The 13,310-nt window shown below is 61.5% G+C and carries 9 protein-coding genes; 3 read left to right on the plus strand and 6 right to left on the minus strand.

The annotated features are described in order from the left end of the window. Positions 1-142 precede the first annotated feature (142 nt). From IPM54_35885 to IPM54_35900, 4 genes are all read right to left on the minus strand, one after another. A complete protein-coding gene (locus tag IPM54_35885) occupies positions 143-1,351 on the minus strand; it encodes a D-3-phosphoglycerate dehydrogenase (GenBank protein ID MBK9265150.1) in 1,209 nt (402 codons plus the stop codon). 28 nt (positions 1,352-1,379) lie between these two features. Beyond that, positions 1,380-3,035: a hypothetical protein gene (locus IPM54_35890; protein MBK9265151.1), complete on the minus strand. Its 1,656-nt coding sequence runs from the start codon at positions 3,033-3,035 to the stop codon at positions 1,380-1,382. 92 nt (positions 3,036-3,127) lie between these two features. Then, positions 3,128-3,775 carry a hypothetical protein gene (locus tag IPM54_35895; GenBank protein ID MBK9265152.1) on the minus strand — a complete coding sequence of 216 codons (648 nt, stop codon included), beginning with the start codon at positions 3,773-3,775 and terminating at the stop codon, positions 3,128-3,130. Between the two features lie 18 nt (positions 3,776-3,793). After that, positions 3,794-5,482, minus strand: a complete 1,689-nt coding sequence (locus tag IPM54_35900) for a protein kinase (protein MBK9265153.1) — start codon at positions 5,480-5,482, stop codon at positions 3,794-3,796. 381 nt (positions 5,483-5,863) lie between these two features. On the opposite strand from IPM54_35900, the gene IPM54_35905 reads away from it, so the two are divergent. Together IPM54_35905 and IPM54_35910 are read left to right on the plus strand one after the other, a co-directional pair. Next, positions 5,864-7,015, plus strand: coding sequence for a hypothetical protein (locus IPM54_35905; protein ID MBK9265154.1), 1,152 nt, complete (start codon positions 5,864-5,866; stop codon positions 7,013-7,015). A 340-nt stretch (positions 7,016-7,355) separates the two neighbouring features. Then, positions 7,356-8,993, plus strand: a complete 1,638-nt coding sequence (locus IPM54_35910) for a serine/threonine protein kinase (GenBank protein ID MBK9265155.1) — start codon at positions 7,356-7,358, stop codon at positions 8,991-8,993. 381 nt (positions 8,994-9,374) lie between these two features. On the opposite strand, the gene IPM54_35915 is transcribed toward IPM54_35910, so the two are convergent. Next, on the minus strand, positions 9,375-9,803 hold the full coding sequence (locus IPM54_35915) for a hypothetical protein (protein ID MBK9265156.1): 429 nt from the start codon (positions 9,801-9,803) through the stop codon (positions 9,375-9,377). Between IPM54_35915 and IPM54_35920 the strand changes: the two genes are divergently transcribed. Further along, positions 9,778-11,817 carry a TonB-dependent receptor gene (locus tag IPM54_35920; protein ID MBK9265157.1) on the plus strand — a complete coding sequence of 680 codons (2,040 nt, stop codon included), beginning with the start codon at positions 9,778-9,780 and terminating at the stop codon, positions 11,815-11,817. The two genes, IPM54_35915 and IPM54_35920, sit on opposite strands and share 26 nt — an antisense overlap. A gap of 3 nt (positions 11,818-11,820) precedes the next feature. On the opposite strand, the gene IPM54_35925 is transcribed toward IPM54_35920, so the two are convergent. Then, positions 11,821-13,197, minus strand: coding sequence for an L-seryl-tRNA(Sec) selenium transferase (locus tag IPM54_35925; protein MBK9265158.1), 1,377 nt, complete (start codon positions 13,195-13,197; stop codon positions 11,821-11,823). Positions 13,198-13,310 lie beyond the last annotated feature (113 nt).

The raw sequence follows: 13,310 nt of genomic DNA on the forward strand, positions 1-13,310 counted from the left end.
GGAATCCGGCTCCGCGGATCCGCCTAGTTTTGTCGAGCGTACGTTAGACGAATGCAGACGAACATGCAAGGGGACATGGGCCAAACCTTGCAGGAAAGCAGGCAGCCCAGGTCAGACGCCGCCCGTGTTCACAAAACCACGCTCAAGCGAGGTTCGGCAGCGACACGACATCGACGTGAAGCACTTCGTCGAATGCGGCAATTTCCTTCAAACACGCGTCGCTCGGCCGCCCCGAGACCCGCATCTTCGTACACGTCGCCAACGCCCCGTCGAACACCGTGTTCGAGATCTCCTCGATGTTGATCCCGTGGCGCTTCAACACACTCAGCGTATTGGCTAGCACGCCCACCTTGTCGAGCATGCGCAAAACAATCGCGTAACGCGCCGGCGACGTCGCACAAATGTTCACGACATTCGGCACGTCCTCTTCCGTCAAGAACGCTCGCACGATGCGCGCCGTCTCCATCGCAATCGCTCGCTGCGCCTGCTCGGTCGATGCCGCAATGTGCGGCGTTCCGTAAACGATTCCCCGACCAAGAATTCGCGGCTCGTACGAAGCAGAAAGCGAATCGGGTTCGCCCGGAAATACATCGAGCCCCACCCGGAGCCCCTTCGTCACCACCGCATCTTCGAGCGCTTCGTGATCAACCAGATCACTCGATGCCGTGTTGATGAACGTCGCCCCTTCGGGAAGCGCATCGATCACCCTGCGACTCACGATGCCGCGCGTCTGCGCCGTGAGCGGCAAGTGCACCGTGAAAATGTCACTCCGCGCCGCGAGATCCTCGAGCGTTCGCGCATACCCCACATCCATCCGCTGCGCCCTTGCTTGCGTGAGCGACCGTGACCAGGCCACGACATCGAGCCCAAACACACGCGCTCGCGCCACGAGCTCCCGACCCACCGCTCCAAGCCCAGCGATGCCCATGCGCCGGCCAAAAATGCCGCGCGCATTCGCGTACTTGCTCTTCTCCCAACGTCCCGCACGAAGATCATTCGTCGCATCGACCACGCGCCGATCGAGCGCGAGGATCATACCCATCGCCAGCTCGGCCACCGCAATCGCATTCTTGCCGGGACACGTCGCCACGTAGATGCCTCGCGCACTCGCAGCAGCAACATCGATGTTGCTCACGCCCGCACCAGCCCGGATGATCAAGTTCAAGTGACGCCCAGCTTCGATGGCTTGCGCCGTCACTTCCGTCGATCGCACGACCAAAATACCGATGCCATCGAGCGCCGACGGCAGCGTGGCACTCGTCAAATCCGGACGAGAAATGATCTCGACACCCAGCACTCGAAGCTCCTCGAGCGCACGAGCGTCCATCTTGTCAGCGAGCAGAAGGCGCATGGGGACGGACAAGGTAGCAGCGAGGACGTCAAAAGTCGCGTAGCGGGACCACGGGCATCGGAAACGCGTGCAGAAACGTCAAGACGAACTCGCCCGGAAATGGGCCGTTCGGAGCCGCAGAACGCGTGAGAGGAATACCCCAGTCGATTCGCCAAACATCACGCGAAAATTGCGGAAAAACAGCACGTAACCCCACGCCGACACCGTGCTTGATCCGCATCTCGTCCCACCCATCGAACGCATCGCCCACATCCCAAAACGCAACTGCCCCCGTTTGTACCGACAAGATGTCGATCGACCGCGTGCGAAATTCGACGTTCAACGAGACCACATCCGCTCCGAAGTACGCCTGCGTCGAATACCCACGCAGACGCGTGTCTCCACCAAGCACCGTTCGACGGTTCATGTAGTTGCGGATCCGATGAAGCACACGCGCGTCGAACACGAGCCGCCCAATTGGAGTGCGCGGACTGTGCACCCGAGCGCCCACATCGATCGAGGCATCGGCCACGCGCTCCGGCTCGACCTCCATGATCGCCTCGGCATACGCGCGCGCCATGCCATCCCCAAGCGGCACCGTGTAGCTCCCACTGACCATCGACCCGAAAAAGTTTCTGCTCGAACCAATCGCGCGAAAGACCGGATATACGCGAACGTAGATGTCGTGCCCGACGCGTATGTCTTCCTGCAAGCCGAGCGTGTTGAGATCGAGCACGCGCATGAAGCGCGTCGAATACGCGCGCATCTGAGCAAACGGCCCAATCTGCGTGTCGCTCCGGGGAAGAAATGATTCGAACTCACGAGCTGCGAGCGGATCGTATGAGGACAAATCAAATGGACGATACACTCGACGATTCGCTTCGATGCCCAGCGTAAAGTCGTGCTTGGTGAGCGTGCCGAAAGAACGTACGACACGGTAGGAACCGCTGAGCACATCGGCGCGATACCGAAACGGAATGTCGTCTGCGGCTTCGGTCGACTTCGCATCGAAGAGCGCCACTTGCCCACGCACGTAACGCCGATCGATCTCGTATCGCCAACCGACCTCCGCCATGTACGACCACGGCGCGCGCGTCGAGAAGAGCGGCTGCCCATACGTGAGCGTTCCGAACGATCCTTCGGGCTGCGCGGATTCTCGGTTGAGCACGAAGTTCGCCTCGGCGCGAAGGCGCAAACGACTGCCCCCGACTCGCGGGATCGTGTAGCGCGCACCAAACGCGAACGTTTCCGGCTGAAGGTACAGATTGACCGACGCCGCGTGATGCGTGCCGAATAAATTTTCTTCACTCGGTTGGACCAGCAAGTATTCGAACCGGCCCGAGGCAAAGCGAAAGTTCGAATTGAGCCGCAAGCTCCATACGTCCTTGGTCGCCACGACGAGACGCACTCGATCCGGGGCACTGCCTCGCACCGCAAACACGATCACCAACGAGAACTGCGGAATCGCCCGTAAGTTGCGCGCTGTTTCGTCCGCCAAGTCCTGTCGGAATCGCTGCCCTTGTTCGAGCAAGATTTCGCGGCGAATGACGTAGCTGCGCGTGCGCGCGTGAAAGATGTTCAGAAAGTTCGGCGCAGGATCGCGCTGCTCGATCACATCGAGCGCCACGACGTCGATGCCTTCGATGATCTTGCCGTCGGCCTCTTCATCCGCCGTGGCTTTATGCTCACGGAGATAGTCCGACATCGTCTGCCGCTCGTACGGCGAATACACGGGCCGCGGCAGCGCGTCGGCGTCAGTGCCTTGCGCTCGAGCATTCGAGGTGGCGACGAGAAGGATTAGAGCGAGGGTTTGTCCGAGACCGGCGGGTACGTTGCGGTGACGTTGATTTTGTACTTCACGTACTGATGCGGAATCGCAGGCCAGTCTGGCTTGGGCATCGCGCGCGTCACGCAGCGGAGGAGCCCCTTGAGCTTTTCTTTCTTGACCGATGACGACTTGCCGGAAAAGAGGTTTGTCCTTTTCCTCCTGAAGTCGAACTCGAAGACGAAGCTGACAGTTATCGGATTCTTTCCCGTTGGCGCGCACGCTGTGTTTTCTCGGATGGCGCGGGCGAGGCTATCTTCGAAGAACGTCACGTGATCACATCGCTCGGGCGCCGTCTTTCCTGGACCTGGATTCTGGCAGCGAATCGTCTTGAAGGGAGACAAGGAGACGGGCGGCGGACCTGCATCGATCACGAACACGGGAGGCGGAGCGGCGGCGTCTGGGACACCTGCATCGGAAGCGACGGCAGCGTCTGCAGACGGAATCGATTCGGGCTTGGGCCTACGCCAGAGGTAGAGAGGCACGGCAACGAGGATCATGCCCGCGACGAGCGCGATGATAATCTGCACTCGGACGGGACGATCCCCACCACCGCGACCGAGATACCGGTACGGAGACGGTTGGGACGGAGGGCTCGACGATAGCGGGGAGCGATTCATCGTCGCCCGTACGTGGGGTTAATCGAGCAGGGTATGAGCCGGTCGTCCCGGCTCGCCCTTCACGATGGTGGCACTTAGTTCCAGCGACTCGGGCAAAGTTCCTTGAACCTGCGAGAGGACTTGCTCGACCACATGCCTGGATTCTTCGAGTGAATGGCCGACCATGGAGACGACGAACTTCAGCGGCCCCGTCCGGCCCGCAACGACCGGTGTGAGGCTGAGCATGAGCATCTCCGTCAGGTCGACGACGCGCTGAGCGGCCTTTCGCAGCGCGAGCATTTCGAGGATCGTGGGCCGCTCGCTGACTTGGCGGTTCGGGCCACGAAGCTCGTAGCGCGCAACTTGCAAACTCACCTCGGCCCACTCGGCAAACAGACCATCTTCGTCGATGGCCTTCATGAGGTGTTCGCGCACGAGCAAGCCGGTGAGGCCATCGCGTTTGGCAAGATACTGCCGGGCGCGTTTGTGCGCGGGTGATTCGGGCGCGAAGCTGACGAGCTTCAAACGGCACTCGCCAACTTGAATTTCACCTCCGTGCATGAAGGTGATCTGGTTTTTCCGCTCGAACCCGTATTCGGAATAGCTGCCGTTGGTGCTGCCCAGGTCTTCGACCGTCCACGATCCGCCGTTGCAACGCAGGAGCGCGTGCTGTCCGCTGACCGTCGCTTCGGGCATCACCAAGTCTTGATCGGCACGGCGTCCGAGGTTCAAGACGGGTTTGTCCAAAGGAAGCAGTTGACCAACGATCTCGGGCGCGTTCGTCGCGTAGGTGAGCAGCAGCGACTGCGCGCCGGGCGTGAAGTTCGACGTCTGCGCGCGACCTGGGGGCGGGCCTGGTTCGAGGCGTTCGCGCGGGAGCGTAATGGGGCTCGTCGTGAGCTGAGTCGGATTGAAGAACCGCATGTGGCGCGCTTGCGGCCGCATGCTGGGATCTTCGTTCATTCCGCGGAAGATCTGCTTGGTCTCATCCGGCGACAAACCCGACGGCACGTCGAACATGATCTGCTGACGCATCGGACGAGCGCGCGGTTTGTATCCAGGCTCGGGAACGCGGCACGTCCACATTTCCCAAAGCGTCAACACCATCGCGTAGACATCGTCGAGGTCGCTTGCGCCACCGTTTCGAAGACGCTCGGGCGACATGTAGTTCGGCGTTCCGCCATCGGGCGGAGCACCGGGACGACGCGCGGACGTACGAGCACGTTCCTGCGCGAAGCCGAAGTCCAGGATCACGGCGCGCCCTTCGCTGACCATGACGTTGCCCGGTTTGAGATCGCCATGCACGAGGTTCTGGGCATGAATCGCGGCGAGGCCACTACACACCTCGAACGCGATCTTGCGGAACTCGTCGGCGCTGTAGCCACCCTGTGCTTTCTTCTTTCGAATGTGCGTGTGCAGGGTTTGTCCAGGGATTTTCTCCATCACGAGGATGGGACCCCAAGGGCTCGGCGCGAGATCGTGCACGCGGCAAACATTTGGATGGCTGACCGATCGCGCGAGGAGTAGCTCCTGACGAAGCGCTTCGTCATCGCCGGGCATGCGCGACTCTTCGCGAACGACCTTCAGCGCGACCTCTTGCTGCGTCGACCGGTCGAAGGCGAGGAAGACCTCGCCCATGCCACCCTTGCCGAGGCTTTGTCGGATTTCGTAACGATCGTTGACAATCGTTCCGGGAGTGATCGGGGGGGGAGGAGTTCTTGTGGTCACGACGAGGAATGGTCGACCGACTCGTTACCGAAAGGGCCCCGAGTGCAGTGCTGGTTTGGCACAAGCGTCGTCCACTTTCGAGACGAGCGCAACGAGGTCTTTTCATGATCGACCCCTCCAAGGCAAACGATTGCTGTTGCCCCGAGAGATTTTAGCTACTGCCGGGATACTTCCTCACACATTCACCTCATGTCCCAACCTCGTTCTCCACCTATGCCAACCCCAAACGTAGTGAGTCATGCATCGACGTCATGAGGCCTTGACGGCACGCTCGGTCACAGCCTACGGCCATTCATGGGTGCCGGTGTGACGCCCGCAGCGGAAAACATCATGAAGCACACATCGAACACTTTGGAACGCGGCTTTGTACTCGGGTTTGTCATGGCCACTTGCGCGAGCGTAGCCGTGCTCGGATGCGGACCCGACGACAACGGAGGCACGACCAGCTCGAGCTCCAGCGGCAGCGGAGGTGGGGGTGGAGGGGGCGCGGGCAGTTGTCTCGACCCGTCGACACACGCAGATGTTTTGAGCATCAACGATTCGGGGTTCTGCGTCGTCGCCGCGTTCGACGCGGAATATGATCCCAACCATTTCATTGGGAACATCACGTGGGGGCGTCACGGGGGACTTTTGTTCACCCGCGCTGGCATGAACGGGCTCATCACCACGACTCGGTTTTTCGCTGCGCCCTCGGCCACGACGGGCAAACTCACAGGTGACTCGCTCGACATCCAAGTAGGACTCCCGAACGGGAGCTTCTTCGGCGGCTCGGCACTTGATCTGCCCTTCTTCAATTGGACGCTCGTCAGCTACACCAATCCTGATCCGTTGGTCACCGGCGAGATCATTCTGATCCAAGGCACCAGCGTCGTGCTGCGCTACCCCATCAACGGGTTTTACTCGGCCGCTGCCGTGGGTGGAGGCATGGATCCACTTGGACGGCTCGTTTACTCGGGTTTGTCCCCGATCTTCAAGAACGCGACGAGCACGAACGCGCTTTATGCTGCCGATGCATGCGGCGCCATCGGCAACATGCCGCGCCTCGTTTCCGACGGCGACATGACGTGCAAAGATTCGTTTGCGATCGAAACATTTGGATCGGGATCGGGTCCCGTCGCAGCCGATCTGGCGGGCAACGTGTTCACCGTCATGCTGGGCGACATGGGACAAGAAGCACGCGGCTACGCGGCCGACATGGTCAAGCGTGGGACCGATGCAGCCATGGGCACGTCCCTCTTCACGATTCCAGGCTTCGGCGGAAGCCTCGCCGCCGTCGCCCCCGATGACACCGGTAGTGGCGTAGTCGTCTTCCAGCCGTCGGACCCGACGACGTTCGAGTGGCTCGACGCCGTCGCACAGCGATACGCGATCGAGGGTGGCAAGGTCGTGGCTCAAGGCACCGTTGGACCGTTCATGACGAGTCCGACCAAGAACACGCAGTTCAACTTCACGACCGACGACCAAGGCCGCATCTGGATCGCCATCAAGCGATCCTCGGACTACGCCGTGCTCGTCGTGGCCCGAAAAGCGTGACGTCCTCCTGCTGCAAGGCCGCCATTGGATCGTCGACCGTCGCGGCGTTGGGGTGCTCGTCGCCGAGCGCCTGTCCTGAGATCCGCGACTGCATCGTGATCTGCCTGCCCTGATTCCGGTCCCGCCGCGGTAACGAAGGGGCCGCGTCCCCTGCCCCTTCGCCCGGACGAACCTCGATCCGGAAACAAATCGCCGCGGATCCACGAAATCTCTGTTCAGGTTAATTGACACCCGCGCGCTCGATCGGCAGACTTTTTGTCGAGCTTCGAGCACACCTTGGTGGGGGCCGATGCTCGTAGCGCGTTCCGAATCCGATCGGTCAGGTTCCCATATGTCCGAAATGGCCGAAAATCAGCCCGAAGCGATCGAAGAGCCGAAGGGCGGCGCCAATCAGCCCGATCCCCTCATCGGCAAGACGGTCGATGGTCGGTTCAAGATCATTGGCGTCATCGCTCGCGGAGGGATGGGGAAAGTTTATCGCGCCGAACAAGCGCCCCTCGGCCGCATTTGCGCGCTCAAAGTTTTGAGCCCCAAGTACGAAGGCGATCGCGATCCCGAGTTCCACAAGCGCTTCTTCCTCGAAGCTTCGATCGCCGCAAAGCTCACCCACCCGAACACGGTGACCGTGTTCGACTACGGGCAAAGCGACGAAATTTATTACATCGCGATGGAGTTCGTCGACGGCAAGACGCTCCATCGTGTGCTTCGTCAGGAAGGACCGTTCAGCGAAGCGCGCACGTGTCACATCGCCCGGCAGATATGTCGTTCGCTTCGCGAAGCGCACGGCATGGGCGTCGTGCATCGCGATCTCAAGCCCGGCAACGTGCTGCTCGCGCAGCACGGCGACGAAGGCGACAACGTCAAAGTGCTCGACTTCGGCCTCGTCAAAGACGTGACGGGTGAAGCCGAAGAGCTCACGCAACAAGGGCTGTTCATGGGTTCGCCCAAGTACATGGCCCCGGAGCAAATCGTTGGAGCCGACGTATCGGCACGCACCGACATCTACTCGCTCGGCGTCATGCTCTACGAGATGCTTTGCGGCAAAGTCCCTTTCGACAAAGGCCCCGGCGTCGGAACGCTCATGTCGCACGTGAACGATCCGCCGCCGCCGATGGAGCAATACAATCCAAACCTCGCCATCTCGGAAGAGATGGCATCCATCGTGTACAAGTGCCTCGAGAAGGATCCGCAAAACCGTTTCGGCAGCATGGATGAGCTGCTCGGCGCACTGAAACGTTGCGGAGGTGGCGCAGACGAGCTCGGCATGACGGGCGCGTACACGTCGGGTGGGTATCCGTCACGGCGTCCACCGAGCGTCGATGGGGATTCGCTGCCACCTGGACGGCGTCCATCGGGCATTCCTTCGGCGAACGACAGCGGGCCTTCCGCGTCTTTGTCGCTTTCCGGCTCTCGCCCCGCGGCCCTTGGGTTCAGCGGTCCAAACACGATCACCGACCCGCTCGCCGGGTCGCAGTCGATCGTCATGGCTCCTCCGCCTGCGGACAAGAAACGATTTTTCCTGATCGTCGGAGTCCTCGTTCTGGGTTTCGCAGGCGTGATCTTCACGCTCAATCAATCGCGCGGACCTACGGGCGAAAATCCAACGCCCACGCCGCCTCCGCCCACGCCATCCGTCGCGCCGGTCGTCAAGAGCGCCGCGCCCACCACACCCGCCAAAGTCGTGGATCGCGTGGTGCACATCGAGACGGATCCCGCAGGCGCGACAGTCTCCGTGAAAGACGGCCAAAATCTTTGCGAAAGCACGCCGTGCGAGGTTCCGTTCCACGGCGCCGAAGCAGCCGCCGACAAGATCCACAAGCTCACCGTGTCGAAGAAGGGCTACAAGTCGAAGGACATCAAGGTCTCGCCCGTCGACGACAAGGTCAAAGTCACCCTCGATGCCGTCGTGGTCCGCACCGCCCCTGCAAACACCGCGAAAACGACGACGCCCGGGTGGGCTCCCGATCCTTATAAGTAGCCGCACTCATCGATCCGCGTCGTCCCGTCGCAATTGACGAGCAGCCACGACACACGCTCGTGTAGAGTGGGGTTTGCCCGAGGAAATTGCCATGTCGTCGCATTCACTCGCGCGTCGCGACGCGCCCTCCATGCTTACCTCGCTACGCCGCTCGCTTGCCCGTTCACTCACGGCACTTGCGCTCGTCGGCGTCACACTCACCGCGTCTCAGCCAGCCTTCGCCGACGCACGTACCGAAGCCAGGCGGCACTTCAAGACAGGCATGGAACTGCTCAACAAGGGCAAGTTCCTCGAAGGTGCCAAGGAGCTCGAGCTGGCCCAGGAGATCCTTCCGCACCCAAACGTTCAATTCAACATCGCGCGCGCCTACGCCGAAGCCGGTCAACTCGAGAGAGCCATCGAGGAGTACAAGAAGTACCTCGCTGGTGACCCTGCCGATCGCGGCGGCGCCGCGCGCATCATCAAGCTGCTCGAAGACAAACTCGCGCTCAAGCGTGTCGAGCAAGCCAAAGCCGGCGGCACGGGCAAACCTGGTGATGACAAACCCGCTGACGGAAAACCGGGTGACGACAAACCCGCCGACGGAAAACCTGGTGATGGAAAACCAGGCGATGGAAAGCCAGGCGATGGAACACCTGGCGACGGAAAACCGGGCGATGGGAAACCCGGCGACGGGAAGCCCGGCGACGGGAAACCGGGCGACGGGAAACCTGGCGACGACAAACCCACGGATGGGAAACCTGGCGACGGAAAACCTGGTGATGGAAAACCAGGCGATGACAAAATAGGTGGGGACAGCGTCACGAACATCGTCGGCGCAGCGCGCGACGAGGACGTCTATCGCGAGACCGTCATCACCGCTTCCCGCGGCGCGCAAAGCCCGCTCGATTCGCCCAATTCGACCACCATCATCACGCGACAAGACATCCGTTTGTCCGGTATCACGCGCATCCCCGAGCTTCTGCGCCGTGTGCCTGGAATGGACGTCATGCAAATCACGGGTGGTGACACGAACGTATCGATGCGCGGATTCAATAGCCGCCTATCGAACAAGCTCCTGGTCCTCATCAACGGCCAGCGTCCTGCCTACAACGACATTCTCGGTTCGACCTTCTGGGAAACGCTCAGCATCGACGTCGATCAGATCGAACGCATCGAGGTCGTGCGAGGTCCCGGCTCCGCGCTCTACGGCGCCAACGCGTTCGCCGCGGTCGTCAACATCATCACGATTGCGCCTGGTGAAGGCCGCACGGGCTTTCGCCTCGGCGTTGGTGACCAAGGCGCGGGCTACGGCTCTGCGTGGGCATCGGGACGCGATGGCGACTTCGGGTATCGCGCATCCGTTGGGTACACGCGGCATCCGCGATGGACGCGCGAAGTGGGTGACGGCCGCGTAGACATCACGACATTCGACAGGACGCAGAACCTCGGCGCAGAAAACCTACGCGTCGACATCCGTTTGGCGCAGCGTCTCAAGGGCAACCGCGAATTTCAAATTGGCGGCGGGTTTGCCCGCTCGGACTTGGATGTCTACGGCATCGGTCCGTTCAACGACTACCGCGCCAAGTTCGACACATCCGACGTGACGGCGATGTTCCGCGGCGAAAACTTCAGCGCCCGCGTTTACTACGCACGCTTCGCAGCCACGACCAGCGCCAACCACGACTACCACGGCCACACGCTCTTCCCGAGCGTCGCGAACCAAAACAGCGTGGATGCCGAGGTGCAGTTCTACAAGGACTTCACGTGGCCCAAGAACGTCGACCACAGCATTCGCGCCGGCGCCGCATACAGGCTGAAAGTCATTGATTGGACGTACCTGTCGCGCAACACGCCCGTCGAGAACTGGGGCTCGGCCTTCCTTCAAGACGCGATCCACTTCGGCAGCCGCGTGCAGCTCGTGCTCTCGGGCCGCGCCGACTACGTCCCCTACCTGAACGACGTCGTCGCTTCACCACGTGGCTCGCTCATCATCAAGCCAACCGATACGCAATCGATCCGCTTGAGCGGCTCGACCGCGTTCCGTAACACGACGTTTCTCGAGTCGTACCTCGATCTGCCCATCCAGCTTCAGGTTCCGGGTGTCGAGCTCATTTCGTCGTCACTGCGTCGCGAAGATCCGGAGTTCAAAGTTCGACCCGAGAGCATCATCACGGCAGAGGCGAGCTACCTGAACCAGTCGAGCGATCGTTTCGAGTTCGAAGTAACTGCGTACTACAACCGCATCGACGACCTCATTCGTCTCGCAGGGGAACGTCCCCTTTCGCTCGCGAACCGTGCCGAAGGGCTTGGTGGACTCAATCCCGAAACAGGCCGCTACACCGTTGCTTTCGGCGGATGGCAGAACAGATGCGACATCCTGCACGTCGTTGGTGGCGAGGTCGGTACTCGTGTCTACCCCGTCGAGGGTCTCGACATCTTCGCCAACTACGCACTCAACATCACGAACCAGGAATTGCCCGCCGGATGTACCGAGGTTGGTGATCAACGCACGAGCAGGCACAAGATCAATGCTGGCATCCAGCTCCGCACGAAGGCTCGCGTCGATGGCGAAATCAGCTTCCACTATCAATCGGCGCAGCAGTGGGGCGAGCAGGTCGCGACGCTTTCGGGCGTCAGGATTCTGCCGTTCGATTTGCCTGCCTACTTCCTCTTGAATGGCCGCGTCGGCTATCGCTTCCCGATCGCGAGCACGATGGGCGAAGTGTCGCTCGTCGTCTTCAATGCGCTCGCGGGAGTTTTCGAAGACGCACCGGCGCAGCAGCATCCCTTCGGCAACCAGGTTGGCCGCCGAGTCATGGGCTACTTCAGCCATTCCCTCTGAGCGTCACGAACGCTTCGAAGCATCGTCGATCGCGACGACGAGCGCTTGGTCTTCACCCGGAAGAATCGTGCGCACGTCGAACAAGAGGCGACCTTCTTGCACGCGCGGCAGGACTGGCACCGCGCCTGTCCGCAAGCAGTGCGCGAGATGTTCCGGGCGCGGATGATCCAAGACGAGTCCCCACGATTCGAGCGGTTCTTCCGCGCATGAACCACCTCCCACCGCGCTGTGCAGCTCGACGACGGATGCTGCGATGCCACGGCGCTGCAAGTCGTCTCGGATGCGCTCGGCTCGTTCACGAATTGCGTGCGTTGGTGCTCGAAGGGCCGCGAGCGCTGGAATCGCATCGAGGTCACCTTCGAGGTAACAAGCGAGCGTTGCTTCGAGCGCGACGAGCGGCAGGCGGCCGAGGCGAAGTGCGCGAGCGAGCGGGTCGCGACGACATCGCTCCACGAGGTCGCGCTTGCCGACGATTGCGCCACCTTGGGGCCCCCCGAGAACCTTGTCGGTGCTGAAACAAACGACGTCCGAACCCCTCGAAATCGAACTTTTGACCGTAGGTTCATGCGACAAACCGAGCGGTTCGAGATCGACGAGGGCACCACCTCCGAGGTCTTCGAACAGCAAGACGCGTTTGTCTTTCGCGAACTTCGCCAGCTCCTCGTGATCGGGTCGTTCGACGAAGCCAACTTGTCTGAAGTTGCCTTGATGCACGCGAAGAATCGCCACGGCATCGGGCGCTTCGTCGAGCGCTCGAGCGTAGTCCGAGATGCGCGTCTTGTTTGTCGTGCCAACCTCCACGAGGCGCGCGCCGGAGCGGGCCATCACGTCGGGCACACGAAACCCGCCGCCAATTTCCACGAGCTCGCCACGCGAAACGATCACGGATCGACCTGCGGCAAGCGTTCCGAGCATCAGCAGCACGGCGGCCGCGTTGTTGTTCACCACGAGCGCCGCTTCGGCTCCCGTCAATGCTCGCAAAGCATCTTCGGCGAACGCACCTCGCCGGCCACGCTTGCCCGTCTCGAGATCGATTTCGATCGAGGTGTACCCAGCAGCGGATGTCGTCAGAGCATTGACGGCACGTGTACCCAGAGGCGCTCGCCCGAGGTTCGTGTGCAGCACGACGCCCGTTGCATTGATCACTCGTTCAGCACGCGACCGCAGCAAGCGCATCGCGCGCGTGGCGACATCCGATGCGACGTCGTCGACGGATGGCGGCTGCGCGCCTTCACGCAGGGATTGTCGTGCAGTCTGTATCGCTTCCCTTGCGAGACGAGTCACGGCGTGTTGACCGAGCTGCTTGCATGCGTCGGCGAGGGACGGATGCCCCACAACGTGATCGACGCGTGGCAGTCCTCTCCGATGATCGGTCCCCATGCCTCCCGTTTCCTCCTCGCTCGCTGGCTGCTACATCTCTAACTGCTCTCCGCCTGCTCTTCTCGTTCATTTTTGCCGAGCACGCTCGTGTGTTGCCGAGATCGGCCGGAGAG

Source organism: Polyangiaceae bacterium (assembly GCA_016715885.1).
Lineage (GTDB): Bacteria > Myxococcota_A > Polyangia > Polyangiales > Polyangiaceae > Polyangium.